Source organism: Agromyces sp. Y782, from assembly GCF_059445405.1.
This window is the reverse complement of the sequence record NZ_JCAIUG010000002.1, coordinates 16,499-41,871: the sequence shown is the minus strand read 5'-3', so window position 1 is coordinate 41,871 and position 25,373 is coordinate 16,499. Positions and strand designations below refer to the sequence as shown.

Below are 25,373 nucleotides of genomic sequence, written 5' to 3'. Positions count from 1 at the left end.
TCAGGCCGCGCGGGCGATGCGGAGGAAGTCGGCGACCGTGAGCTGTTCGCCGCGCTCCTGCGGGGCGACGCCGGCTGCCTCGAGCACCGCCGAGGCCAGCGCTGCGGTGCCGCCGAGGACCGACGAAAGCGACTGCCGCAGCATCTTGCGCCGCTGCTGGAACGCCGCGTCGACGAGCCGGAACGTGGCAACACGCTCGGCCTCTGTGCCGGGGACATCCGCTCGCTCGAAGCCGACGAGTACCGAGTCGACGTTCGGCACCGGCCAGAACACCATGCGCGAGACCTGGCCTGCCGTGCGCCAGCGTCCGTACCAGGAGGCCTTGACGCTCGGCGCGCCGTAGACCTTCGAGCCGGGCTCGGCCGCGAGCCGGTACCCGACCTCGGCCTGCACCATCACGATGCCCGACTGCAGCGAGTCGAAGTGCTCGAGCAGGTGCAGCAGCACGGGCACCGAGATGTTGTACGGCAGGTTGGCGACGAGTCGCACGGGCTCGCCCGGCAGTTCGGTGACGCGCATCGCGTCTTCGGTCACGACCGTGAGCGACGTGCCCGGCTGCATGATGTCGGCGGTATGCGGCAGCTGGGCGGCGAGGCGCTTGTCGATCTCGACGGCGATGACGGTTGCCCCGACCTCGAGCAGCCCGAGCGTCAGAGAGCCGAGCCCGGGGCCGATCTCGAGCACGGTCTCCCCGGAGCGCACGCCGGCCGTCTGCACGATGCGACGCACGGTGTTGGCATCATGCACGAAGTTCTGGCCGAGCTTCTTCGTGGGCGTGACGTCGAGCAACTCGGCGAGATCGCGGATCTCGGCCGGTCCGAGCAAGCGCGGCGACACCGCGACACCCTCGCCCTCATGCCGATGCGCGTTCATACTGCAGCCCCCACCACGGGCTCATCATGCCACGAGCCGTACACGCGCACGGTGTTCGACGCGAGTTGCGCGCAGAACTCGTCGAGCTCGGCTCCGAGCACCTCGGCCATGAATCGCACCGTGTGAGGCACGAGATACGGCGCATTCGGGCGCCCGCGCAGCGGCACGGGCGTGAGATATGGGGCATCCGTCTCGACCAAGATGCGGTCGCGAGGGGCGACCCTGAGCGCCTCACGCAGGGTCTCGGCGTTCTTGAAGGTGACGTTTCCGGCGAACGAGAGATACCAGCCTTCGGCCGCCGCGAGTCGGGCGAGTTCTTCGCCGCCCGAGAAGCAGTGGAAGACCGTGCGCTCGGGCGCGCCGACGCGGCGCAGCGTCGACACGACTTCGTCGTGCGCGTCGCGATCGTGGATCTGCAGTGCGAGCCCGTGCCGTTTCGCGATGTCGAGGTGCGCCTCGAAGGAGCGGAACTGCGCACCACGACCCTCTTCACCGGTGCGGAAGAAATCGAGTCCGGTCTCGCCGATGGCGCGCACTCGCGGCATGGCTGCGAGCCTGTCGATCACGGCGAGAGCATCGTCGAGCGTGCCCGCCTCTTCGAGCTCGGGCGCCTCGTTCGGGTGCAGTGCGACCGCGGCGAGCAGTCGGGGCTCACGCGCGGCGACCTGGGCCGACCAGCGGCTCGTCGCGACATCCGTGCCGACCTGCACAGCGCCTGCGATGCCGACGGATGCCGCGCGCTCGAGGTGCTCGTGCACGTCGAGCGGGAGCGCGCCGTCGGCGATCTCCAAGTGCGTGTGGTTGTCGTAGACCGCGACGGGCAGCGGCTCGGGCGGCGGCGGATACTCGGCGGCCCGATTGCTCCCCGAGCCTGTCGAAGGGCGGCGAACCCTGAGGTGCGCCGCCCCTTCACCAGGCCCGGGGAGCAAAGTCACTCCGCGACCTCGACGCGCGGGAAGAGCGCCTCGAGCTGCGCCACCTGCGTGCCGAGCGACCACTCGTTCGCCTGGTCGATGCGCTGCTCCTGCACGGTGCCGGGGCCGCCGAGCGCGGTCCACAGCTTGGCCGTCGCGACCGGCAGCACCGGCGAGAGCAGCACGGCGAGAGTACCGAGGCCGTGATAGGCGGTGGCGAGCACCGTCTCGAGTCGATCGCGCTCGGCGGGATCCTTCGCGAGAGTCCACGGCTCCTCGATCGTGAGGTAGCCGTTCAGCGCATCGACGAGCTCCCAGGCCGCGCCGATCGCGTCGTGGATCGCGAGACGACCGATGGCCTCCCAAGAGGCATCCGTCGCCCGGTGCTCGACGCCGGCGATCTCGATGTCGGCTGCCGTCAAGGTACCGGCCGACGGCACGACGCCGTCGCAGTAGCGGTTGATCATCGCGACGACGCGCGAGGCGAGGTTGCCGAAGCCGTTCGCGAGTTCGGCCTGGTAGCGGGCAGCCAGGTCTTCCCACGAGAAGGAGCCGTCTTGCCCGAACGCGATCGCGCGCAGGAAGTAGTAGCGGAACGCGTCGGAGCCGAAGGTCTCGGTGATCTGCTCGGGGGCGATGCCCGTGAGCTTGGACTTCGACATCTTCTCGCCGCCGACGAGGAGCCAGCCGTGCGCGAACACGCCGCGGGGCACCTCGAGGCCGCCCGCGAGCAGCATGGCCGGCCAGATGACGGCGTGGAAGCGCAGGATGTCTTTGCCGATGATGTGCTGCGCGGGCCACCGCCTGGCGAACTCAGCCTCGTCTTCGCCGTAGCCGACCGCGGTGATGTAGTTCAGCAGGGCATCGAACCAGACGTAGAAGACATGGGTCTCGTCCCATGGCACCGTCACGCCCCAGTCGAACGTCGAGCGCGAGATCGAGATGTCGGAGAGGCCCCGGCTCACGAAGGAGACCGCCTCGTTGCGCGCCGACTCGGGCTGCACGAAATCGGGCCGCTCCTCGTAGAGCGCGAGCAGCTGATCGGCGAACGCCGACATGCGGAAGAAGTAGTTCTTCTCGTGCAGCAGTTCGACGGGCTTCGAGTGGATCGCGCAGACGAGCTGCCCCTCGTACTCCCCCGTGCCCGGAACGAGCTCTGACTGCTGCTTGTACTCCTCGCAGCCGACGCAGTAGTAGCCGTCGTATTCGCCGGCGTAGATGTGGCCGTCGTCGTAGAGCTTCTGCAGGAACTTCTGCACGCTGGCCTCGTGGCGCACATCGGTCGTGCGGATGAAGTCGTCGTTCGCGATGTCGACCGTCTTGAGGAGCGGCTTCCACGCTTCGGCGACGAGCTTGTCGGCCCACTCCTTCGGCGTCACGCCGTTGGCGGTCGCCGTGCGCAGGATCTTCTGGCCGTGCTCGTCGGTGCCCGTGAGCATCCACGTGTCTTCGCCCGCCTGGCGGTGCCAGCGCGCGAGCACGTCGGCGGCCACCTCGGTGTAGGCGTGCCCGATGTGGGGCACGTCATTCACATAGAAAATGGGCGTGGTGATATAGAACGAGGAGCCGTCGGCCATACCCCCAATCCTATGGGCGAGCGGATGTCCCGGGGTTCCGGTTACGACGACGTGCGAGCCCGACGGCTCGCGCGCTCCCCTACTCGGCCCGAGACCCGCTCTCCGCCTGCCGCTGCTCGCGGCGACGGCGGCGAACGCTCCCGTCGAGGATGGCGGGCGGCACCGCCTCCTCGACCTCGAGATGCTCGTGCGGCGTGGGCACGCCGAGCGTCACATCCTGTTCCTTGATCGCCGGCTCATGCACACGCTGGCTGGCGTAGCTGACAATGCGCAGCCCGATCACGATCTTGCCCGGCGCCTCACGGCGGTCGAGGGCGCGAAACGCGTCGGCGGCGGAGTCGAGCGGAAAGATATCGGCGATCGGCAACCGCACGCGCCGGGCAGCGACGAGCGCGGCGACCCTGCCGAGGGCCACGACGTCTCCGGCGTACGCCTTCACCGCCGTCTCCTGTTCGACGGCGTCCCAGTCGAGGGTCGTGAGGATCCTGGAGCGGGGAACGCCGAGCGCGATCGCCTCTTCGGTCTGACCGCCGAGGAAGTCGAGGAACCCCGTGATCGGTCCGGGAGCGATCGGCCGCACCCGTTCGGCGAGGTCGGGTCCATACGCCACGGGCAGCACCCCGAACTGCCGGAGGAAGTCGAATCGCATCTCGGCACTCGAGCCGATCACCGTGGCGCCGCGCATGCGGGCGAACTGGGCGGCGAGGCATCCGACGCCGCCCGCTGCCGCCGTGATGACGACCGCGTCGGAGGGACCGAGCGCGAGCCCCTCGACCGCCGACCAGGCGGTCGTTCCGGCGACGTAGAGTGACCCGGCCACCTCCCAGGTCAGCTCGGGCGGCTTCGGCAGCAACTGTCGTTCCGGCACCGCGACGTGGGTGGCGTGCGCACCGCGTTCGACGAAGCCCATGACCTCATCACCACGCGAGAACGCCGAGGCAGCGGGGCCCGTCGCCACGACGACGCCCGCGAGATCCTGGCCCTGCGACGACGGGAAGGTCACCGGCCAGCGTTCAGGATGCTCGCCGCGCCTGATGCCGCTCTCGACGGGGTTGAGCCCCGTCGCGAACACCTCGACGAGCACCTCGCCCTCGCCGGGCTCGGGCATCGGAACTTCGACCACCTCGAGCACCTCTGGCCCGCCGAACCCGGAGAATCGGATCGCGTGAGCAACGTCGTGAGTCAGATCGTGAGTCATGTCGCACCTCCACCGCCGTGTGGTACTGCCGATCTTCGCGGTACTGCCATTGTCCGCTTTCGGGGCCGATTCCGACAGGGCGGGCATCGGTGCGGCCGATCGGCGGGCCGGTGCCTATGCCTGCACCCAGATCGTCCCGAGCCAGATCGTGAGTGCCGCGATGGCGAGGAGCGCGACGTTGAGGCCGATCTGTCGGGCTTCCCCACGGGCGAGGTGGAGGGTGATGCCGCCTGCCTGGAGCAGCACGAGTCCGGAAGCAGCCGCCATCGCCAGCCACGGAGCGATGCCCGTCAACGGGGGCAGAATCAATCCGATCGCGGCGAGCACCTCCAGAACTCCGATGACCCGCACGACCGGCATCGGGGTGCTCTGCACCCAGCCCATCATCGGCTGCAGTCGTTCACGACTCTGGATCACCTTCTTCCCACCGGAGTACACGTAGAACAGGGCGAGCAGCCCGGCGATGATCCAGTAGGCGATCTGCATGGATTCATTCCTTGGTTTCGGTTTGCGTGCGGGTTGCTTCTCGTGCGTGAAGGTGCTGTTCGTCCGCTCACTGTGCGTGAGTGGAAGAAGAGGGCGAGCGGTGTGCGCTTCTCAGCTGCGCCTGCGCGCCTGCAGCGCCGCCTCGTAGAGGTCACGAGTACTGAGGCCGCTCTCGGAGGCCACGAGGGCCGCGGCGTCTTTCAGGCGGGTTCCGGATACCGCGAGCCCGAGCACCCGCTCGAGTGCGCGCTCAGGGTCGGACTGTTGTTCGGCCGCGCCGCCCACGACGATGACGATCTCACCGCGCACGCCGGCCGCGGCCCACGTCGCGAGCTCGCCGAGCGGGCCGCGGCGCACCTCTTCGTAGAGTTTCGTGAGCTCGCGGCAGACCGCCGCGGGCCGATCGGCACCGAACGCCTCGGCGAGCGCGGTGAGGCTCGCGGCGAGGCGGGACGGCGCCTCGAAGAAGATGAGCGTGCGCCGGTCGCCGGCGAGCTCGGAGAGTCGGCGGCTGCGCTCCCCCGCCTTTCGCGGCAGGAAACCCTCGAACGCGAACCGGTCGGTCGGCAGCCCCGAGACGGCCAAGGCCGTGACCACTGCTGACGGCCCGGGGATCACGGTCACCCGCACCTCGGCGGCCGCGGCGGCCGAGACGAGCTGGAACCCGGGGTCGGAGACCGTCGGCATGCCCGCATCGCTCAACACGAGCAGGTCGGCGTCACGTGCGAGCTCGACGAGCTCAGCCGACTTCTGCCGCTCGTTGTGCTCGTGCAGGGCGATGAGTCGCGGCCGATTCGCGATGCCGAGTCCCGCGAGCAGGCGCTGCGTCACCCGGGTGTCTTCGGATGCCACGACCACGGCTGTCTCGAGCGCCTCCCGCAGCCGCGCCGAGGCGTCGCCGAGGTTGCCGATGGGCGTCGCCGCGAGGATGATCATGCCTCCAGTGTGTCGCACCGCGTGCGGGTCCGGGTCGCGATGCGGGGGTCTCCCCCCACACGAACACTGTGGACAGCAGGGCGGCCGCGCCGACGTCCCCGCGCCTACGGTGAGTCCTATGAGAAACGCAGTCACGTTCGGTTGGGCCTCAGCCGTGAGGCGCACGCAGATCGACACGCTGTCCGGCGCTCGCCAGGGCGCGGTCGATGCCGCCACGATCGAACGGCAGCGCATCGAACGCGACCTGCACGATGGAGCGCAACCACGCCTCGTCGCCATGGCGATGACCCTCGGCATGGCCAAGGCCAAGTTCGACTCCGACCCCGAGGCCGCCAGAGCCATGCTCGAGACGGCGCACGGCGACGCGAAGGCGGCGATCACGACGTGTCGATCGATGCGCCGAACACCCCCGACGCCACGACCGTCGTGCGCATCGAGACGACGGTCGACGACATCACCGTCGACAACTGACGGGGCCGCAGGCAACCGCCCCTCGTCCACCCGATGTGCTCACCGCCCACCCCGTCCTCGCGGATAGGGTGGGCGCATGAGTGTGCTGGCCGCGTCGGGTGCTGACGACGCCGATCGCCAGCCCGACGGCACCGAGATCGACGTCGACGGTGAACTCGGCGCAGACGTCGAGATCGAAGCCGACGCCGAGCTCGACCCGGACGCCGAACTCGACCCCGACACCCGTCCCGACCCGGACACCCGTCCCGACCTCGACCTCGTCGAGGAGTCCCGTGGCACACGACTCGACGACTGGTGGGGGCGGGTGCTCTCCACCCCGAGACGCCGAGCGCTCTGGTACTGGGGCGGTCCGATCCTCGTGACCCTCATCGCCGCCGTGCTGCGGTTCTGGAACCTCGGCAATCCGCACGCGATCATCTTCGACGAGACGTACTACGTGAAAGACGCGTGGACGCTTCTGCAGAACGGCTACGAGTCGAGCTGGCCCGAGGGCTCCGACGCCGACTTCGCGGCGGGCGACACCGGCATCTTCCAGGACTCCCCCTCCTACGTCGTGCATCCGCCGCTCGGCAAGTGGATGATCTCGCTCGGCATGGCCGCCTTCGGCGCCGGCGACGCGTTCTGGTGGCGGGCGTCCACGGCCCTGGCCGGCACGATCGCGGTGTTCCTGATGACCCTCGTCGCACGACGCCTCTTCGCCTCGACCATCCTCACGGTCATCGCGGGTCTGTTGTTCGCGGTCGACGGCAACGCGATCGTGATGTCGCGAGTGGCCCTGCTCGACAACTGGCTCATGCTCTTCGCCCTCGTCGGGTTCTGGTTCGTGCTGCTCGATCGCGACCGGTCGAAACGGCTGCTCGACTCGCGGCTCGCCGATGCCCGCGCCGCCGGCCGCGAGCCGCATTACGGACCGGCACTCTGGGCGCGCCCGTGGATCGTCGCCGCCGGCATCGCGTTCGGCGCAGCCTGTTCAGTCAAGTGGTCGGGCCTCTGGTTCCTCGCGGCGTTCGGCCTCTACCTCGTCATCGTCGACGCCGTCGCCCGACGTCGCGCCGGCGTGCCGTTCTGGCTGACGGCCGCGCTGCTGAAGCAAGCGCCCGTCACGTTCGTGCTGCTCGTACCGGTGGCGGCCGCCGTCTACCTCGCCTCGTGGACCGGCTGGCTGGTCACCGACGGCGGCTACTACCGGCACTGGGCAGAAGAGGCGGGCAACGCCGCGACCGGCTGGTTCTCATGGGTGCCGCTGGCCCTGCAGAGTCTCTGGCACTACCACGAGGCCGCCTACGGCTATCACCTCGGGGTGCACAGCCCGCACCCGTGGCAGTCGAACCCGCTCACCTGGCTCTTCATGATCCGCCCGACGAACATGTACTTCTCCTCGACCGACGACGGCTCGGGCGGCTGCGGTGCCGACACCTGCTGGTCGTCGATCATCGAGGTGGGCAACCCGCTCATCTGGTGGGCGGCGGCCGCGGCATCCGTCTACCTGGTGTACCGGCTCGCGCGATACCGGGAATGGCAGGTCGGGGCGATCCTCGTGGGGCTCGCGGCCGGGTACCTGCCGTGGCTCATGTACTTGAATCGCACCGTCTTCCAGTTCTACTCGATCGCGTTCGAGCCCTTCACGGTGCTCGCGCTCGTGTTCGTGATCGGGCTGATTCTCGGCCGGCGCGACGATCACCGCTGGCGTCGGGAGCGCGGCATCGCCGTCGTCGTCGTCTTCCTCGGGTTCGTGGTGCTCGTCTCCGCGTTCTTCTTCCCGATCTGGTCGGGCATGCCGGTGACCCCGACGTTCCGGCAGCTGCATTTCTGGCTGCCGAGCTGGGGTTAGCGTAGGAGCATGCGTGAACGGATGCCGGGACTTCTCGTCGCGGCATCCGCAGCACTCATCGCGTGGCTCGCTCACCTGGTGCTGCCCGCCGTGCCGATCCTCACCGCGGCGGTCGCGCTCGGCATCGTCGTCGGGCAGATTCCGGCCGTGCAACCCGCGCTCACGGGCGCACTCGCACCTGGCCTCAAGATCGCCGCGCGCGGCCTGCTGCGCGTCGGCATCGTACTGCTCGGCCTGAAACTCAGCCTCGTCGACATCGCCGCGCTCGGCTGGGTGTCGATCGCGACGACGGTCGCCGTCGTGGTGCTCACCTTCGTCGGCACGATCGGCCTCGGACGCGCGATGGGACTGCCGGGGCACCAGCCGCTCCTGATCGCGAGCGGCTTCTCGATCTGCGGCGCATCCGCGATCGGTGCGATGGGCGCCGCCGTGCGTGCCCGTGACGAGGAGCAGGCGGTGCCCGTGGCGCTCGTCACCCTGTGCGGCACGCTCGCGATCGCGGTACTGCCGGCGCTGTGGCATCCGCTCGGCCTCTCGACCCTGCAGTTCGGGCACTGGGTCGGCGCCGGTGTGCACGATGTGGGCCAGGTGGTCGCGACCGCGCAGATCGCCGGCACCGCGGCCCTCGCGGTCGCCGTCGTCGTGAAGCTCACCCGGGTGCTCATGCTCGCCCCGATGGTCGCGATCACTTCCGCGATCGAACGGCGCAGGGCGACGGATGCCTCGGGCCCGCGCCCCGCGATCGTGCCGCTCTTCGTGGCGGGCTTCCTCGCCGCCGTGCTGCTGAACACGTTCGTTCCGTTGCCCGAGTGGCTGCTCTTCGGGGCCGACCAGGTGCAGACCGTGCTGCTGGCCATGGCGCTCTTCGCGCTCGGCGCGTCGATCCGGCTCGGCGAACTCGCGAGCACGGGGTGGCGTGCGCTCGTCGTGGGGCTCACGTCGTGGGTCCTCGTGGCGGCGCTCGCGTACGGCGCGGTCCTGCTCGGTTGAAGCGCGCTGCGTGATGCGCAGCGCCGCCCTGCCGGGCGGTTCAGACCTCGATGACCACCTTGCCGCGCACGGCGCCCGACTCGAGCCGCGCGACCGCCTCGGCGGCCCGTGCGAGCGGGAACACGTCGTCGACGACGGGTGAGAGCTCGCCCGCATCGATGCTGCGCGCGAGCTCGGCGAGGTCGTCGCCATTCCGCGTGGCCGCGAGCGGCCGGAGCCGCTGGGAGCCGAACATCGACACGACGGATGCGCGGATGATGCGTCCGAACGGGCCGAACACCGCACCGCCCGTGCCCGACGAGAGCACGAGCGTGCCGCGCGGCGTGAGCGCGCGCCGAACACTGGCGAGCGGGTGGTCGGCGACGAGGTCGAAGATCACGTCGTAGCGGTCTTCGCTCGCGGTGAAGTCCTCGCTCGAGTAGTCGATGACGTGGTCGGCTCCGATCGCGCGCACGTGCCCGGCCTTCGCAGCGCTGCACACGCCCGTCACCTCGGTGCCCATCGCCTTCGCGAGCTGCACGGCGAACCCGCCGACGCCGCCAGAGGCGCCGTTCACGAGCACGAGCGCGCCGGGCCCGACGCCTGCGAGCCGGAGTCCCTGCAGTGCGGTCGTGCCCGAAACCGGCACGGCGGCCGCGTGGATCGCGTCGACGGTTCTCGGCCGCATCGCGACGAATCGCTCCGGTACCGCGACGAACTCCGCGTAGCCGCCCTGATTCGACTCGGCGAACACGGCGTCGCCGACGTGGAAGCGGGTGACCCGTGCGCCGACCGCCTCGACTTCGCCCGCGACATCCCGACCGATCGTCGGCTGCTTCGGCCGCCGCAGCCCGAATGCGAGACGAACAGCGCGCGGCACTCCCCGCATGATGAGGGCGTCGCCCGCGCTCACCGCGACGGCCTGCACCCGGATGAGGACCTCGTCGTCGGCTGGAACCGGAGTGTCGACCTCGCCGAGCGAGAGCACCTCGGGTCCGCCGTAGCGGTGCTGCATGATCGCCCTCATGATGCTGCCTCGGGCCGCTTGGACTCTTCGAGCGTCGCGGGCGCCATCACCACGACGACGTTTCCGGCCTTGTGACCGGTGTCGACCCGGCGATGCGCTTCGGCGATCTCGTCGAACGGCACGATGCGGTCGATGACGGGCACGATCGCTCCGGACTGGGCCAACTCGCCGATGAGCACCAGGTCTGCCGACTTCGCCGCGGCCGCGCGGAGGCCGGTGAACAGGATTCCGGCGCGCCGCCCGGTCTCGGCCGACTTCGCACGCCTCGTGCGGAGCAGCACTGATGGAGACGGCACCGTTGAGAGGTAGATGCCGTCGCGGGTCAGTGCCTGCCGGCACGCGCCGAACGAGCGCTTGCCCACGGCGTCGAAGATCACGTCGTAGCGATCGGTCGCACGAGCGAAGTCCTCCTGCGTGTAGTCGATCACTTCGTCGGCGCCGAGGGAGCGAACGAGATCGACGTGGCCGGTGCTGCACACCCCGACGACGACGGCACCGAGGTGCTTCGCGAACTGCACCGCGGCTGAGCCCACCGCGCCGGATGCGCCGTTCACGAGCACCGTTTGACCGGCGCGCACGCGCCCGCCGTTGCGCAGGAACGGAATCGCCGTGAAGAAGCTGTCGAGTATCGCGACGGCACCCGCCGCACCGAGACCGTCGGGGATCCGCGCGACCACGCCGTCCTCCGCGATCCGCACCCGCTCGGCGTGCGCACCGGGCGACGGCGCGAGCGTACCGTAGACGCGGTCGCCGGGCGCGAACCGCCGAACGGCCGGCCCGACGCGTTCGACCACGCCGGCGAAGTCGTATCCGAAGACCGGATGCCGCGGCCGCGTGAGCCCGAAGAAGAGCCGTGCGTAAACCGGGTGCCCGAGCCGGTTGGCGCCGTCGGTCGGGCCGACCGTGGTCGCCTCAACACGCACGAGCAGATCGCGTTCGGAGATGACCGGCTCGTCGACCTCCCGCAGGCGCACCACCTCGGGCGCGCCGTACCGTTCCACCACTGCTGCCCTCATGACGCCGTCTCCTCATTCTCTGTCGTCTCTTCGCTCCGCGGGTACTGGAACACGTCGTCGAGCGGGACGCCGAACACCCGCGCGATCTGGAAGGCCATCTCGAGGGAGGGCGAGTAGCGCCCCTGTTCGATGGCGATGACGGTCTGGCGGGTCACGCCGATGCGTTCGGCGAGCTCGGCCTGGGTCATCTCGCCGTGGCGAAAGCGCAGGGCGCGGATGTCGTTGGTCACGCTCGTCGGCTTCACCACGTCGGCACCCCCTTGCGGTAGACGACGACCTTGGTGACGCTCGACAGCAGCGCCGAGAGCACGAAGCAGAGGTAGATCACGTTGGCGATCCAGAACCACTGCGCCTCGAGCATCGCCAGCACGAGAGCCACCAGCATGCCGATCACCAGGAACGCGTTGCCGACGCGCTCGCCGAGCCGGTCGATCTCCTTGTCGCGCACGTCGCCGCGCGTGCTGCCGCTCGGCGCCACGATCTCGACGAGGATGCGCAGGACGATCGCCCCGACGATCGCGCCGCCGATGGTCCAGAGCATCGCCGGCACGTAGTCGATCTCATCGACCGGAACCCCGCCCAGAATCTCTGGAAGGACGAGGAACAGGTACACGACGTACCCCGTGATCGCGACCACGAGGTAGACCCACGTGCCCTTCTCTTCGTACGACATGTCCACTCCGATGCACTCGATCGATGTCAAAAACCTTTGACATGCTGAATGTAAAGCACCGTAGACACAATGTCAATGATTTTTGACACGGTGGACTGTTCGCACACTGAACCGCGACGAACCGGCGCGACTAGTGCCCGGCGCCGTCGTCGACGAACTTCAGGCCGATGACGCAGCCGATGAGCCCGACGAGCAGGGCGATCTTGATCCACGAGACATCCGTATCGCCCGTGATCATCGCCCAGACGACCGTGAGCGCCGCGCCGATGCCGACCCACACCGCGTAGGCGGTGCCGGTCGAGATGTCGCGCATCGCCCACGCGAGGCCGCCCATCGAGAGGGCGAGTGCGCCGAAGAAGATCACCGACGGCCAGAGTTTCGTGAAGCCCTCGGACTTGCCGAGTGCGGTGGCCCAGACGGCTTCGAGCACGCCTGACACGATGAGGATGACCCAAGCCATTTTGTTCACTCCCGTGGCCAGTCTTGTCGCGTTCCGGGTACTGATCCCTCGTCCGGGGCCCGCGCGATTCGAACTCCGCGGCGACCTGTCAACAGGATAGCAACGCCGTCTGAGCAGGCCCCGTGCAGGCAATGCGCAGGGCAGCGGATGCCGCGGCATCCGCTCGTCTCAGTCGACGCGCGTGACCTCGGCGAAGTGCTCGACCCTCGGGAACGGATCGTAGAACCCGTGCAGCAACGCCCGCCACCGCTCGTACTCGGGCGAACCGCGGAAGCCGAGCTCGTGCGCCTCGACGCTCTCCCAGTGCACGAGCAGGAGGTACTCGTGCGGCGACTCGATCGAGCGGGACAAGCACAGGTCGACGAACCCCGGCATCCCCGCGATGATCGCCTTCGCTTCGGCGAACGCCGCCTCGAACTCGGCTTCACGGCCCGGGACGACGGGCAGGAGCGCATGTTCGAGGACGGCGTGCTCACGGACCATCCGCCCACCTTAACGCGTTTCGAAACAGGCATCCGCGCCCGGTGGCGTGGCGTGTCTGCCTGTTCTCGTGGCCAACCGGCCAAATCCGCCTGTTCTCGAAACTCGGGTCGCGAGATCGTGCACGATGATGGCATGCCATTCGACTCCGCCCGCTTCGACGTCAACGCCGCCCTCATCGTGATCGACGTGCAGCAGGCCTTCGACGACCCCGTGTGGGGCGCCCGCAACAACCCCGAGGCGGAGGCGAACATCGGCCGCCTCGTCGAGGCATGGTCGGATGCCTCGCGGCCGATCGTGCTCGTGCGTCACGACTCCGTCTCGACGGGGTCGCCCCTCGCGGCAGGCTCCCCCGGCAACGCGCTGAAGCCCGTCGTGGCGGATGCGCCGCACGAACTCTTCGTCACGAAGCACGTGAACTCGGCGTTCTACGGGCAGCCCGACCTCGGTGCATGGCTCGAAGCCCGCGGCATCCGCCAGCTCGTCATCTGCGGCATCCAGACCAACATGTGCGTCGAGACCACCGCACGCATGGCCGGCAACCTCGGCTACGACGTGACCGTGCCGCTCGACGCCACCCACACCTTCGATCTCGAAGGCCCCGGCGGACTGCGCCTCACGGCCGACGAGCTCGCGCGCGCGACCGCGGTGAATCTCGCCGGGGGCGGCTTCGCCCGGGTCGTGACGACCGACGAGGTGCTCGCGGCCTGATTGCCTCGGATTACGCACGCGCCGCAGCATCCGCCACGCGCTCGGTAGCGTTAGCCGCATGGCAGACCGCGAATACGGCTTCAAGACCCGCGCCATCCATGCGGGCAACATCCCCGACCAGGTGACGGGCGCCCGCGCGCTGCCGATCTACCAGACGAGCGCGTACGTCTTCGATGACACTGCAGACGCTGCGGCACGCTTCGCACTGCAGAAGTACGGCAACATCTACTCGCGCCTCGCGAACCCCACCGTCGCGAGCTTCGAGGAGCGCGTCGCGAGCCTCGAGGGCGGGCTCGGCGCGGTCGCGACGGCATCCGGCCTCTCCGCGCAGTACATCACCTTCGCGAGCCTCGCAGGCGCGGGCGATCACATCGTCGCCTCGGCGAACCTCTACGGCGGTTCGATCACGCAGCTCGATGTGACCCTGCGCCGCTTCGGCATCGAGACGACCTTCGTGCGCAGCGCGAACGCCGAAGACTACGCCGCCGCGATCACCGACAAGACCAAGGCGCTCTTCGTCGAGACGATCGCAAACCCCTCCGGCGAGATCGCCGACCTCGAGGCGCTCGCCGACGTCGCCCATGCACACGGCATCCCGTTCATCGTCGACTCCACCATCCCCACGCCGTACCTCAACCGGCCGATCGAGTGGGGCGCCGACATCGTCACCCACTCCGCCACGAAGTTCCTCGGCGGTCACGGCACGACCCTCGGCGGCGTCGTCGTCGAGTCGGGCCGGTTCGACTGGCACTCCGAGAAGTTCCCGCTCTTCGGCCAGCCCGTCCTGAGCTATGGGGGCTTGCAGTGGTCGGGCAACTTCGGCGAGTACGCGTTCCTCACCCGGCTCCGCGCCGAGCAGCTGCGCGACATCGGGCCGGCGCTCGCACCGCACTCGGCCTTCCTGCTCGCGCAGGGCGTCGAGACACTGCCGTACCGCATCCAGGCGCACGTCGACAACGCCCGCGTGGTCGCGGAATGGCTCGAGTCCGACTCGCGCATCGAGCGCGTGCTCTGGGCGGGCCTGCCCGATCACCCGCATCACGACCGCGCGCAGAAGTACCTCCCGAAGGGTGCTGGGTCGGTGTTCAGCTTCGAGGTGAAGGGCGGCCGCGCCGTCGGCCAGGCGCTCATCGAGAACGTCAACCTCGCGAGCCACCTCGCCAACATCGGTGACGCGAAGACTCTCATCATCCACCCCGCATCGACGACGCACGCTCAGCTGAGCGAGCAGCAGCTCGTCGACGCGGGCGTCCTGCCGGGGGTTGTGCGCCTGTCCGTCGGCATCGAGGATGTGGAAGACATCATCGACGACCTCGACCAGGCCCTCACGATCGCGACGGGAGCAACACGATGACGACCCTTCGACAGGCTCAGGACGGCGCGGATGCAGCCATCATCGACGACGCCACGGAGACCGTGCGCCTCGTCAACGGCCTCTCCTGCGAGCTGCCTGCGAGCTCACCGCTCGCGAAGCTCTTGAAGTCGCAGCGCACCTGGACCGGCCCCGACGCGAAGCAGCGCCTCGCGATCCTGCGCGCCGCGAAGTCGGTCGCGATCGTCGGCGCGTCGCCGAACCCGGCCCGGTCGAGCTTCTTCGTCGGCACCTACCTGCAGCAGTCGAGCGACTACCGGCTGTACTTCGTGAACCCGAACGCGACCGAGATCCTCGGGCAACCCGCGTACGCGAGCCTCGCCGACCTGCCTGAAGTGCCGGACATCGTCGTGGTGTTCCGCCGCGGCAGCGACATCCCGCAGGTCGTCGACGAGGTCGTGGCATCCGGTGCCAAGACCATCTGGGTGCAGCTCGGCATCTGGAACCAGGACGCTGCGTACGACGGCGAGGCGAAGGGCCTGACCGTCGTCATGGACCGCTGCATCAAGGTCGAGCACGCCCGGTTCCACGGCGGATTGCACCTGCTCGGTTTCGACACCGGTCAGATCACGGCCCGCAAGACGTTGCGCTGACGGAACCGGTCAAGCGCTCGCCGGCCCGCTGCAACGCCTCCACTCGCGAGCGAGCCCAGCGGCAAACGGAAATGGCCGTTTACCGCTGAGCTCGCTGAGCGGGCGTGCCCGCCGAACGGGTGGCGGGGCGCCACCCCGCCACCCGTCCGGCGGGTAGCGGGGCGCCTCCCCCCGCCAAGAGGGTCAGTTGCCGGGCCACACCGTTTCGTCGAGGTTCGGCAGGGTTCCCGGGCTCAGGTGCTCGGTGTCCTTCTCGGCTAGGTGACCCGGGCCGAAGCCGGCCATCGGGCCCGAGACCGGAAGATTCAGTTTCGAACCGCTCAGACTGACCGTGTAGGTGGTCGCCGCGTTGTCGACGGCCAAGACACCGTTGCGGCTGCCGCTGACCACGACGCCGAGCTGGTGACCTGCCGGGACGACAACGTCGCTGGCAGCCAGTTCGACGGTGACTTTGTGGTTGCCGGCCCCGTCAAGACGGGCCCAGCCCCGGGCCAGCACCTGCAGCTCGGTGCTCGAGATGCGCTTGGCGACCTCGTTGTAGCAGGCGTCGTCGGTTGCGGTCGCCGGGCCCCAGCAGGACTCCGTGCTCAGCGTTTGCGCACCGTCACCGGCGGAGCTGATGCGATCCATCACGCCGTAGTCGACCAGCATGACCGACACCTGCCCGACCGGCGCGGTGTGCGTGACATCGAGGTCAAGCGTCGGCGTGCCCGAGATCCGCACATCGTGCTTCGTCGTGCCGGTGAGGAATTGCAGCCGGTTGGGGTTGTCGCCGATTCTGACTGCGTTCGCCTCGCTCAGCGACGTGGAGTTGATGTAGCTGGCCGTGGAGCGGTCCTGCTTGCCCAGCATCATCGTGCCGTCGGAGTGCAGGTTCAGCGTCTGGGTGCGTGCCGACGAGATCGGCCAGGTCCGTGACTGCTCCCACTGGTTCGGCGCGGTCTCGACGCTCACCGCGGGCTCACGGTCGATGCCGTTGTCGACGTCCATGAGCTCGTGGTCGAACCATCGGTGAAGGGTGTCGACCCACAGGGCGCGCTCGGAGTCGAAGGGGTCCACGTGACCGAGGCGGGTGAGCCACATCTTGCGGTCCACGCCCTGCTCGCCGAGGTCGTCCCACCACTTCGAGGCGTTCATCGTCTTGACGTTGGTGTCCTGCAGTCCGTGGATGATGAACACGCTGGCCTTGACGTTGGACGCGTCGTAGTAGGTGCCCTCGCGGTAGTCGCGCTCGGCCCAGAAGTCGGTGTAGGCGCCCGTCTCGTCACCGTCGTTGGCGTTCATCCAGTTCAGCCGCGCCGAGCAGTCGGTCTCGATGGTCCGGTTGGACGCGACCGACCGGGACAGGCTGCTCGGGTAGTTGTTGGACTTCACCGCGCCCTGCCAGCGGTTGTAGTCGTACCACGAGCTGATCGCGCTGATCGGCACGATCGTCTTCAAGCCGTCGACGCCGGTCGCAGCGACACCATTGGCCAGGGTCCCGTCATAGGACTTGCCGATCATGCCGGTCTTGCCATTGCTCCAGTCGGCGTTGACGACCGTGCCGCTGGCGTCGTGGGCGACCCCCTTGCCACCCAGCCACTCCACGACGGCCTTGACCGACTCGATGTCGGAGCGGCCACCTTCGTCGGTGCAACCGGTCGAACGGGCAGTTCCGGCCATGTCGACGGCGACGAACGCGTAGCCGCGGGGCACGAAGTAGTTGTCGTAGTAGAGCGGGAAATTGACGAGGTTGCCGTCGGCGTCGTAGACCTTGCGCTCCGCCTCGTTACCCCGTCCGGAGCTCAGGTAGTAGGGGCTGGCGTCCATGATGATCGGGACCCGGGCGTTGCCGTCCAGTTCGCTGGGGCGGATGATGTCGGTCGCGATCCGCTCGTCGTCACCGTCCCCGTCGAGGTCGGGGGCGGTGACCCATACCGTCTCCCGAATGGCGCCGGCGTAGTCGTAGATCGGGGTAGTGGCGTTGTCGACGAGCGTGACCGGCGGGTTGTCGGTCGGTGCCGCGCTGGCCACCCCCGACGCGCCGAGTGCGAGTGGTGCCGCGATGGCCACCGAGCCAGCGAAGACGAGGATTCTGGATTTCACTGAGGTCCTTTCGGTCACAGGACAACGCTGTCCCACAGGGTGATGGACTCTCCCATTGGGATGTGCGCGGTCATGAAAGCAACGTACGATGCTCGACGAGATTGGTCAACAATCCTCGACGAGATTGGTCCACAATCGTCGACGCTGGGTGCCCACCCGGTGATCGGGCGAAACCATCGAATGACGATCGGTCGTCGACACCGGGCAGATCACGAGCCGAAAGACGCTGCGCTGAGTACCGCGGTCACGCCTTCCGCATGTAGGCCCGCACCGTGAGCGGTGCGAACACGGCCACCACGGCGAGCGAGCCCAGCAGTGCGAACCAGACTTCGACGCCCGCCGTTCCCGTCATCGTCAGGTCGCGGGCGGCGGTCACCAGATGCGACACGGGGTTCACCGCGACGAACCAGCCGAGCCAGTCGGGCAGCGTCGACGCCGGGACGAAGGCGTTCGAGAGGAACGTCAGCGGAAAGAGCACCATGAGCGAGATCCCCTGCACGGCGGCGGCCGAGCGCGCCATGACGCCGAAGAAGGCGAAGATCCAGCTGAGTGACCATGCCGAGACGATGACGAGCACGGTCGCGAGCGCGACGCCGGCGAAGCCGCCGCCCGGGCGGTAGCCCATGATGAGCGCCGTGCCGAAGGTGACGAGCCCGGCGATCGCGTAGCGCACGGTGTCGGCGAGCAGTGCGCCCGCGAGCGGCGCAACGCGGGCGATCGGCAGCGACCGGAACCGGTCGAAGACCCCCTTCGCCATGTCTTCGCGCAACTGCACGCCCGTGACGACCGAGGTCATGATCACGGTCTGCACGAGGATCCCGGGCACGATGAACGGCAGGTAGTCCTCGGGGGTGCCGGAGATCGCCCCGCCGAAGATGTACGTGAACATCACCGTCAGCAGGATCGGCTGGAACGTCACGTCGAAGAGCTGCTCGGGCGTGCGCTTGATCTTCAGGAGACCACGCCACGCCATCGCGAGCGAGTTCGACAGTGTCTGGCCGAGGCTCACGGAATTCGCGAGCGAGCGCTCGGCGCCCGGGGTGATCGACGATGGGGTGATGGCTGCGGTGCTCATGCGCCCGCTCCTTCGAGGGCAGCGGATGCCGCGACATCCGCTTCGCCGAGTTCGACGCCGTGGCCGGTGAGGGTGAGGAACGCCTCGTCGAGGGTCGGTTTCGAGACGCTCAGCTCGGCGAGATGGATGCCGGCCTCGCGGAAGGTCACCAGGAGTTCGGTGACTCGGTCTGGATCGTGCATGGGTGCGGTGAGCCGAGCGTTCTCGGGCGAGCGCGTCGGGGACGTGCCGAGCACGCGCTCGATCGCCATGACCGCGTCATCGAGGTCGCCGCCGTCGGCGAGCCGGAGTTGCAGGCTCGATTCGCCGACCGACGCCTTCAGCTCATCGGTCGTGCCCTCTGCCACGACTCTGCCCCGGTCGATGACGGCGACGCGGTCGGCGAGTTGGTCGGCCTCATCGAGGTATTGGGTGGTGAGCAGCACGGTCGATCCCGTCGCGACGAGTCGACGGATCGTCGCCCACATCTGCGCACGGGTGCGCGGGTCGAGGCCCGTCGTCGGCTCGTCGAGGAAGATGAGCGGAGGCTGCGCGATGAGGCTCGCCGCGAGGTCGAGGCGCCGCCGCATGCCGCCTGAGTACTGCGTGACCGGCTTCTTCGCGGCATCCCCGAGCCCGAACTCCTCGATCAGCTCCCCCGCCTTCGCTCTGGCGTCGCGACGGCTGAATCCCTGCAGCACGGCGAAGAGCACGAGGTTCTCGATGCCGGAGAGCATGTCGTCGAGCGACGCGAACTGACCGGTGAGGCCGATGAGCTGGCGCACGACCTGGGATTCACGCACGACATCGTGCCCGAAGACACGGGCATGCCCCGCCTCGGGCCTGAGCAGGGTGGCGAGCATCGAGATGGTCGTCGTCTTGCCCGCGCCGTTCGGCCCGAGCACGCCGTAGACGCTGCCCGTGGCGACGCGAAGGTCGACGCCGTCGACGGCGCGAGTCGCCCCGAACGACTTCACGAGACCCTCGGCCTCGACGGCCAGGTCGTTGAATCGGATGGTCATCTGCCCCTCAGAACTGCTCGAGTCGAGCGATGAGTGCTGCACGGTCGACGCCGGCGTATTCGAGGGCGCGAGGCACGGTGCCGAGATCGGCGCGCAATATGCCGATGAGCGCGTCGCCGACGGCGAGGCGTTCGCGTTCGGCGCGGCCACGGCCCCGGTGCGCCATGAAGTCGCCACGGCGCAGCGCGTCGCGGATCGACGCACCCCAGACCGGACGGGAGTTGCGAGTGGCCTGGAGCCGTTCGCCCGAGACGGGCTCGATGCCCGCGGCCCGCAGCGAGCGTTCGCGCTCATCCTGCAGAGCCACCTCGATCGCGGCATGATCGAGTCCCGTGTCGGCGAGCACCTGGGCTGCGGCATCCCCGCTCCCAGCGATCGCGAGCAGCAGATGCTCGGCCTCGACCTTGGCCGCGCCCCGCCGAATGGCCTCGTCGATCGAAGCCTTGATCACGGTCTTCAGCGTCACGCCGAGATCTTCGTGCAGTTGGTCAGACACTTCGCCTCCTCAGTTCGAGTCCCGCGGTCTCGAGTCGCCGGTGGTGCTTCTTGTGCACGGCCTGCCTGGTCACGCCGAGCGCCTCGGCGACCTGGCTCCAACTCCAGCCGGCGCGCATGGCGCGTTCGACGGCGGCGTCTTCGAGCTGGTCGGCGAGCTCGCGGAGTGCGACGACGGCGGCGAGGTCATCGGCCTCTGCTCCGGTGGGTTCCGGGCTCTGCTGATTCGGCGGGGGCATATAAGCAACCTAGGTTGCTCGGCGCAACTTGTCAACTCTGGTTGCTTATCGGATGAGCGGGCAATGCCATCGAACGACGATTGGCCGTTGCTCAGCGAGGGCATCCACGGTTGCATCGGAATATGCCTGCAGAATCCCCCGACGACTTCGAGTTCTCCACCGATCCCGCGCGTCTCGATCTCGAGCTCATCCACGCATGGCTCTCCGAAGAGTCCTACTGGGCGATCGGGCGATCGCGTGCAGCCCACGACGCTGCGGTCGCCGCTTCGCGCAACTTCGGAATCTACGATCGATCCACCGGCGAGCAACTCGCGTACGCCCGGGTCATCACCGACGGCGTCACCTTCGCGTGGCTGTGCGACGTCTTCGTCGCCGTCGAGGCCCGTGGGCGCGGCGTCGGCGTTGCGCTCATCGACGGCGTCGTCGACTCGCTCGCACCGCTCGGGCTACGACGCATCGCGCTCACCACGGGCGACGCTCACGGACTCTACGAGAGGTTCGGGTTCCGGCCGCTCGAACAGCCCGAGCAATGGATGGCGCTGGTCACCGCGCCCGAGGCGGCCTGAGTTCAGGCGACGCCCACCTCGCCCCGTGCAGCGTCGACCTCGTCGATCTCGCGACCGTACGCCAGCATGAGGAAGCTCGAACCATCGGGCCGCTCGAACGTGAACTCCCGATCATGCAGCCGCGCGAAGCCAAGGCGCTCATAGAGCCGCCGCGCAGACACCATGTCGCCGCCGGTGTTGAGCACCACACGGTCGACGCCGCGGATGCGTGCGAGCCGCAGGACATGCTCGACGAGGACTTCCCCGATGCCGCGGCGACGCGCCTCGGCCGCCACCCCGAGGAACCGGAAGTCGAGCTCACCGGCACGGGCGAGCGGTGAGATCGCAGCGCCCGCCACGGGTGTCGAAGCCGTGCCGAGGATCGCGCCGCTCGAGGCATCCGTCGCGACCCAGACCTGGTGGTCGCGCGCTCGCTCGGCGACCGCGGCGATGTCCGCCCGATACGCCGGGTTCAATTCGAAGTCGTTCGCGTACGCACGCTCGACGAGTTCGGAGACTGCGTCGGCCTCATCGGCCAGCATGAGCCGCACGCTCACGTCGTCTCGCGCCTGCAGGCTGAACCCGTACGCGAGCGATTCGACCTCGTCGTCCGGGTCTCGCTCGGGGAGCCGCTCGAACCCGAGTCGGCCGTAGAGCGTCTGCGCCCGCGTGTTGAGTTCACCGGTATCGAGCACCATCGCCTCGGCGCCCCACCCGAGCGCGGTCTCCATGCTCGCCCGCATGAGGGCCTCGCCCACGCCTGCACCCTGCGCCGAACGCGCCACGGCGACGAGGCGCACCTCGGCCTCGCCTCGTTTCGCGACCCTGGCGTTCGGCGTGCCGGCTCGCAAGACGCTCGCCGTGCCGATCAGCCGTTCGCCCGCGACCGCGACGAGCACCGCTCCGGATGCCGCGCGACCCGCCGTATCCCGTTCGAAGGCGCGCCGCTCGGCACTCACAGGCCGATGCCCGTAGGGGCCGGACGCGAACGCCTCCTCGATGATCGCGGACTCGGCGGCGGTCTCGCCGTCGCGGATCCGGCGGATGGTGAACGGGGTGGAGTTGGTCTGCGACATCGCCTTCAAGCCTATGACGATCCACTCGCATTAGGCTCGACTGCGTGCCGCACACCCCGACCGACGCGCCCCGCGTCGCCCTCCTCGGGCCAGTGCTCGTCGAGGCCAGGAACGGCACCCTCGTCGAACCGCCCGGGGCTTTGGCGAAGGCCCTGATCGCGCTGCTCGCCGAGGCCGCCGATCGCCCCGGCGGGCGTGGTCTGAGCACGAATGCGATCACGGCCGAGCTCTGGGGCGAGGCCCCGCCCCGAAACGCGAAGGCCGCGCTGCAGACGCTCGTCTCCCGCGCGCGCGGCACGACCGCCGAGGGCCTGATCATCTCCACGAGCACCGGCTACGCACTCGACACCGCCGGCGGCCCGAGCGATCTCGCCCTCGCGAGGTCGCTGCTCGCGCACGCGCGATCCCTGCTCGATCACGACCCCTCCGAGGCATCGCACGCCGTCGACCGCGCCCTCGCGCTGTGGCGAGGCGAGCCAGGAGCCGACCTGGGCGATGCTCCGATCGGGGTGGAGCTCGCGACGGCCGCGGGGGCGCTCCGAGACGAGCTCATCGAGGTGCGCGCCCGTTCGCGGCTCGAGACCGGGCGCTCCGGCGAAGCCGTCGACGACCTCGAACAGCTCACCGCGATGCATCCGCTGAACGAACGCCTCCAGCACCTGCTGCTGCGCGCGCTCGCAGACGATGGCCGACGCCAAGAGGCCCTCGAGCGGTTCGGCCGCTTCCGCGGGCGACTCCGCGACGAACTCGGCGCATCGCCCGGTGCCGAACTCGTCTCACTCAACACGAGGCTGCTCGACGACGAACCCCGCGCCGCGACGCACGTGCGCCTCGGTCTCCGCGCCGAGCCCAATCAGCTGCTCGGGCGCGAAGCCGACGTCGGCGCCATCGAAGCGCAATTCCACTCGACGCGCCTCGTGACCGTGCTCGGTCCGGGAGGTCTCGGCAAGACGCGGCTCGCGCAAGCCGTCGCCGCCCGGGCCGCCGACCCGGTGGTCGTGGTCGTCGAGCTCGCGAGCGTGCGCAGCGACGACGATGTGACCCTGGCCTTCGCGTCGACGCTCGGCATCCGCGAGCCGACGGCGAGCACCCGACTGGCCGACGCCGCGCCGCGACCCGATCTCGCGACTCGCGTCATCCAGCAGCTCGGCGAGCACCCCACCCTGCTCGTGCTCGACAATTGCGAGCACGTCATCGACGGCGCCGCGCGCTGGACGGCCACGCTGCTCGCCGCGTCTCCCCGACTCAGGGTGCTCGCGACCAGTCGCAGCCCGCTCGCGATCACGGCAGAGCACGTCTATCCCTTGGACGCCCTGCCGACGACCGGCGTCGACGGAGCGCCGGGCGCCGCCGTACAGCTGTTCCTCGACCGAGCGAGCTCCGCGCGCCCCGGCGTGACCCTCCCCCGTGATGCCGTCGAGCGCCTCTGCGTGCACCTCGACGGGCTCCCGCTCGCCATCGAGCTGGCCGCCGCGCGAGTGCGGTCCATGTCGGTCGAGCAGATCGAAGCCCGACTCGAGCATCGTTTCGCCCTGCTCATCTCGGGCGACCGTGCTGCGCCCGAACGGCACCGCACGCTGCAGGCGGTGATCGAGTGGAGCTGGCGCCTGCTCGAGCCGGCCCAGCAACGCGCACTCGCGCGACTCTCGCTGTTCGTCGACGGGTTCGCCGTCGATGCCGCCGCCCGGGTGCTGGGAACCGACGAGACTGCGGCCGACTTCGTCGTCGACGCGTTGGTCGCACAATCCCTGCTGGCCGTGTCGGAGCCGCATGGCTCGACCGCACCTCGCTACCGCATGCTCGAGACCGTGCGCGAGTTCGGCCAGCTCGAACTCGATGCGATCGGTGGCACCGATGACGCCCGAAGCGCGCTGTTCGCATGGGCCGCAGAATTCGCGATCGATTCGCTCACGCGCACGGGCGATCAGCGCCAGCTCGACATGCTGCACCGCGTGGCGCTCGAGCAGGACAATCTCGTGTCGATCCTGCGCGGGGCGATCGCCGCGCGCGACGCGCACGTGGCGCTCGTCGTCTTCGCAGTGCTCGCGTACTCGTGGTCGGTGCGCGGCAGCCACGACGAGGTGCTCGCGTTCATCGCCGACGTGCTGGCGGCCAGTCACGGGCACATTCCCGAACCGCGGTTCGCCGAGCCGACCGCCACGGCGTACATCACGATGGCTGCGACCGCCCTCGTCGCCGAGCAGCGCCAGGGGCTCATCGCACTCGCGCGCCTGCGCCGGCTCGTGCGCTCGGGCGCGGTGCTCGCACCGTGGCAGCGGGGAGCATCCGGGTTCCTGCTCGCAATGCCCGATCTCAAGCGCACGCGCGACGCGCTCGAGCGCATGGCCGGTTCCGACGATCTCACCGAGGCGCTGTTCGGCGGCATCCTCGCGGCGCAGCTCGCAGAGAACGACGGCGACATCGAAGCCGCCGCCATCGCCGCACGACGCACCTTCGACCTCTCGGAACGGAGCGGGGAAGCCTGGATCGGCGCAATGGCGGCGATGACGCTCGCGCAGCTGGCCAGTCAGTCCGCGCAACCTGCCGAGGCGTTGCGGTGGAGCGCGGAGGCTTCACGACGCCTGCGGCGGTTCGGCGCGGCGCCGGACCTGCTCCAACTCGAGTGGATCGATGCGGCGGCCATGTTCGCGCTCGGTCGACTCGATGAAGCCCAAGTGCGCTTCGAACGGATGACGCAGGGCGAGTGGGTCGGCGACGACCGATTCGATCTCGGCGCGATCGGCGAACTCGGGCTCTCCGAGATCGCTCGCGCGCGGGGCGAGACCGCCGAGGCGCACGAGCGCATGCGCCGCACGCTCGTCCGTTACACGATGCCCGGCCGCCGGGCGTCGCCGTGGTACGTTCTCACGCTCGCGGCGTTCGTCGCCGCCGGCGTCACCGACGCCCGCGATGCTGGCGAGGTCGCCGAGTTGGCGGGGCGGCTGCGTGCTCTCACGCTCGCCGTGCATCGGGTACGGCCGGGCATCGGCGACAAACCGGTGCTCGGCACGGCGCTCGTCGGCTGGTCGAGCTGGGCCATGACCGTGCCGGGGCTCGAACCACGGGCCGTCGAGCTGCTCGCGCTCGCCGAGCGGCTGTCGCCTCGTCAAGACCTTTCGTTGCTCGTGCTCACCGCGCGCATCGACGATGCTGAGCGCCGGCTCGGCGCGACGCGGGTGCACGAAGCCCGGTCGGCCGCGGCATCCGTGTCTCCGGATGCCGCGGCCGACCGGGCGATCGAGCTCCTCTCGGAGCGTCTCCCGTAGCCGA

At 69.3% G+C, this 25,373-nt stretch carries 27 protein-coding genes and 1 riboswitch; of the genes, 8 read left to right on the top strand and 19 right to left on the bottom strand.

What is annotated here, in order from left to right:
- From rsmA to AC1C2S_RS14380, 7 genes are all read right to left on the bottom strand, one after another.
- Complete coding sequence (gene rsmA, locus AC1C2S_RS14410) at positions 1-873, bottom strand: 16S rRNA (adenine(1518)-N(6)/adenine(1519)-N(6))-dimethyltransferase RsmA (protein WP_495353299.1); 873 nt, start codon at positions 871-873, stop codon at positions 1-3.
- A complete protein-coding gene (locus AC1C2S_RS14405; RefSeq protein ID WP_495353298.1) occupies positions 870-1,808 on the bottom strand; it encodes a TatD family hydrolase in 939 nt (312 codons plus the stop codon). Before AC1C2S_RS14405 ends, rsmA begins: the two co-directional genes overlap by 4 nt.
- Entirely contained in the window at positions 1,805-3,364 is a 1,560-nt protein-coding gene (gene metG, locus AC1C2S_RS14400; RefSeq protein ID WP_495353297.1) for a methionine--tRNA ligase, read from the bottom strand. Before metG ends, AC1C2S_RS14405 begins: the two co-directional genes overlap by 4 nt.
- A 79-nt stretch (positions 3,365-3,443) precedes the next feature.
- Positions 3,444-4,562: an NADP-dependent oxidoreductase gene (locus tag AC1C2S_RS14395; protein WP_495353296.1), complete on the bottom strand. Its 1,119-nt coding sequence runs from the start codon at positions 4,560-4,562 to the stop codon at positions 3,444-3,446.
- A 114-nt stretch (positions 4,563-4,676) separates the two neighbouring features.
- Entirely contained in the window at positions 4,677-5,048 is a 372-nt protein-coding gene (locus tag AC1C2S_RS14390; RefSeq protein WP_495353295.1) for a DoxX family protein, read from the bottom strand.
- Positions 5,049-5,159: 111 nt separating this feature from the next.
- On the bottom strand, positions 5,160-5,984 hold the full coding sequence (gene rsmI, locus AC1C2S_RS14385) for a 16S rRNA (cytidine(1402)-2'-O)-methyltransferase (RefSeq protein ID WP_495353294.1): 825 nt from the start codon (positions 5,982-5,984) through the stop codon (positions 5,160-5,162).
- 148 nt (positions 5,985-6,132) lie between these two features.
- A complete protein-coding gene (locus AC1C2S_RS14380) occupies positions 6,133-6,342 on the bottom strand; it encodes a hypothetical protein (protein ID WP_495354436.1) in 210 nt (69 codons plus the stop codon).
- Between AC1C2S_RS14380 and AC1C2S_RS14375 the strand changes: the two genes are divergently transcribed.
- Genes AC1C2S_RS14375 through AC1C2S_RS14365 form a run of 3 tightly spaced genes read left to right on the top strand, consistent with a single transcriptional unit; the run spans position 6,262 to position 9,276 of the window.
- Entirely contained in the window at positions 6,262-6,522 is a 261-nt protein-coding gene (locus AC1C2S_RS14375; RefSeq protein ID WP_495354399.1) for a hypothetical protein, read from the top strand. The genes AC1C2S_RS14380 and AC1C2S_RS14375 overlap by 81 nt on opposite strands.
- Before the next feature lie 9 nt (positions 6,523-6,531).
- Positions 6,532-8,286 (top strand): dolichyl-phosphate-mannose--protein mannosyltransferase, encoded by a 1,755-nt coding sequence (locus AC1C2S_RS14370; protein ID WP_495353293.1) that lies wholly within the window; start codon positions 6,532-6,534, stop codon positions 8,284-8,286.
- Between the two features lie 9 nt (positions 8,287-8,295).
- Positions 8,296-9,276, top strand: a complete 981-nt coding sequence (locus AC1C2S_RS14365; protein ID WP_495353292.1) for a YeiH family protein — start codon at positions 8,296-8,298, stop codon at positions 9,274-9,276.
- A 40-nt stretch (positions 9,277-9,316) separates the two neighbouring features.
- Here the strand turns inward: AC1C2S_RS14365 and AC1C2S_RS14360 are convergent, their stop codons facing one another.
- The 6 genes from AC1C2S_RS14360 to AC1C2S_RS14335 form a co-directional block, all read right to left on the bottom strand.
- Positions 9,317-10,282, bottom strand: a complete 966-nt coding sequence (locus AC1C2S_RS14360) for an NAD(P)-dependent alcohol dehydrogenase (RefSeq protein ID WP_495353291.1) — start codon at positions 10,280-10,282, stop codon at positions 9,317-9,319.
- Entirely contained in the window at positions 10,279-11,298 is a 1,020-nt protein-coding gene (locus AC1C2S_RS14355) for an NAD(P)-dependent alcohol dehydrogenase (protein WP_495353290.1), read from the bottom strand. Before AC1C2S_RS14355 ends, AC1C2S_RS14360 begins: the two co-directional genes overlap by 4 nt.
- The gene (locus AC1C2S_RS14350) at positions 11,295-11,546 is read right to left on the bottom strand and encodes a helix-turn-helix transcriptional regulator (RefSeq protein ID WP_495353289.1); all 252 of its coding nucleotides are present in this window, start codon (positions 11,544-11,546) and stop codon (positions 11,295-11,297) included. Before AC1C2S_RS14350 ends, AC1C2S_RS14355 begins: the two co-directional genes overlap by 4 nt.
- Positions 11,540-11,971, bottom strand: a complete 432-nt coding sequence (locus tag AC1C2S_RS14345) for a hypothetical protein (RefSeq protein ID WP_495353288.1) — start codon at positions 11,969-11,971, stop codon at positions 11,540-11,542. The genes AC1C2S_RS14350 and AC1C2S_RS14345 overlap by 7 nt, the downstream gene beginning before the upstream one ends.
- A gap of 130 nt (positions 11,972-12,101) precedes the next feature.
- On the bottom strand, positions 12,102-12,431 hold the full coding sequence (locus tag AC1C2S_RS14340; RefSeq protein ID WP_495353287.1) for a DMT family transporter: 330 nt from the start codon (positions 12,429-12,431) through the stop codon (positions 12,102-12,104).
- 12 nt (positions 12,432-12,443) lie between these two features.
- Positions 12,444-12,510, bottom strand: a riboswitch (guanidine-III (ykkC-III) riboswitch).
- Positions 12,511-12,599: 89 nt separating this feature from the next.
- The gene (locus tag AC1C2S_RS14335) at positions 12,600-12,914 is read right to left on the bottom strand and encodes an antibiotic biosynthesis monooxygenase family protein (RefSeq protein ID WP_495353286.1); all 315 of its coding nucleotides are present in this window, start codon (positions 12,912-12,914) and stop codon (positions 12,600-12,602) included.
- Positions 12,915-13,046: 132 nt separating this feature from the next.
- On the opposite strand from AC1C2S_RS14335, the gene AC1C2S_RS14330 reads away from it, so the two are divergent.
- From AC1C2S_RS14330 to AC1C2S_RS14320, 3 genes are read left to right on the top strand one after another with little or no spacing between them, the layout of a single operon-like run.
- Entirely contained in the window at positions 13,047-13,622 is a 576-nt protein-coding gene (locus tag AC1C2S_RS14330) for a cysteine hydrolase family protein (protein WP_495353285.1), read from the top strand.
- Positions 13,623-13,680: 58 nt separating this feature from the next.
- Entirely contained in the window at positions 13,681-14,976 is a 1,296-nt protein-coding gene (locus AC1C2S_RS14325) for an O-acetylhomoserine aminocarboxypropyltransferase/cysteine synthase family protein (protein ID WP_495353284.1), read from the top strand.
- The gene (locus tag AC1C2S_RS14320; protein ID WP_495353283.1) at positions 14,973-15,587 is read left to right on the top strand and encodes a CoA-binding protein; all 615 of its coding nucleotides are present in this window, start codon (positions 14,973-14,975) and stop codon (positions 15,585-15,587) included. The genes AC1C2S_RS14325 and AC1C2S_RS14320 overlap by 4 nt, the downstream gene beginning before the upstream one ends.
- A gap of 183 nt (positions 15,588-15,770) precedes the next feature.
- Here AC1C2S_RS14320 and AC1C2S_RS14315 read toward each other — a convergent pair whose 3' ends face one another.
- The 5 genes from AC1C2S_RS14315 to AC1C2S_RS14295 all read right to left on the bottom strand — a co-directional run bounded on the left by AC1C2S_RS14315 (position 15,771) and on the right by AC1C2S_RS14295 (position 20,482).
- Positions 15,771-17,672 carry a CocE/NonD family hydrolase gene (locus tag AC1C2S_RS14315; protein ID WP_495353282.1) on the bottom strand — a complete coding sequence of 634 codons (1,902 nt, stop codon included), beginning with the start codon at positions 17,670-17,672 and terminating at the stop codon, positions 15,771-15,773.
- Positions 17,673-17,916: 244 nt separating this feature from the next.
- Positions 17,917-18,747, bottom strand: coding sequence for an ABC transporter permease (locus tag AC1C2S_RS14310; protein ID WP_495353281.1), 831 nt, complete (start codon positions 18,745-18,747; stop codon positions 17,917-17,919).
- Positions 18,744-19,748: an ATP-binding cassette domain-containing protein gene (locus tag AC1C2S_RS14305; RefSeq protein ID WP_495353280.1), complete on the bottom strand. Its 1,005-nt coding sequence runs from the start codon at positions 19,746-19,748 to the stop codon at positions 18,744-18,746. Before AC1C2S_RS14305 ends, AC1C2S_RS14310 begins: the two co-directional genes overlap by 4 nt.
- A 7-nt stretch (positions 19,749-19,755) precedes the next feature.
- A complete protein-coding gene (locus AC1C2S_RS14300; protein ID WP_495353279.1) occupies positions 19,756-20,244 on the bottom strand; it encodes a Clp protease N-terminal domain-containing protein in 489 nt (162 codons plus the stop codon).
- Complete coding sequence (locus tag AC1C2S_RS14295) at positions 20,237-20,482, bottom strand: helix-turn-helix domain-containing protein (protein ID WP_495353278.1); 246 nt, start codon at positions 20,480-20,482, stop codon at positions 20,237-20,239. The genes AC1C2S_RS14300 and AC1C2S_RS14295 overlap by 8 nt, the downstream gene beginning before the upstream one ends.
- Before the next feature lie 122 nt (positions 20,483-20,604).
- Between AC1C2S_RS14295 and AC1C2S_RS14290 the strand changes: the two genes are divergently transcribed.
- Entirely contained in the window at positions 20,605-21,048 is a 444-nt protein-coding gene (locus tag AC1C2S_RS14290) for a GNAT family N-acetyltransferase (protein WP_495353277.1), read from the top strand.
- A gap of 2 nt (positions 21,049-21,050) precedes the next feature.
- Here AC1C2S_RS14290 and AC1C2S_RS14285 read toward each other — a convergent pair whose 3' ends face one another.
- Positions 21,051-22,103: a GNAT family N-acetyltransferase gene (locus tag AC1C2S_RS14285; RefSeq protein WP_495353276.1), complete on the bottom strand. Its 1,053-nt coding sequence runs from the start codon at positions 22,101-22,103 to the stop codon at positions 21,051-21,053.
- 44 nt (positions 22,104-22,147) lie between these two features.
- Between AC1C2S_RS14285 and AC1C2S_RS14280 the strand changes: the two genes are divergently transcribed.
- On the top strand, positions 22,148-25,369 hold the full coding sequence (locus AC1C2S_RS14280) for an ATP-binding protein (protein WP_495353275.1): 3,222 nt from the start codon (positions 22,148-22,150) through the stop codon (positions 25,367-25,369).
- Positions 25,370-25,373: the final 4 nt, after the last annotated feature.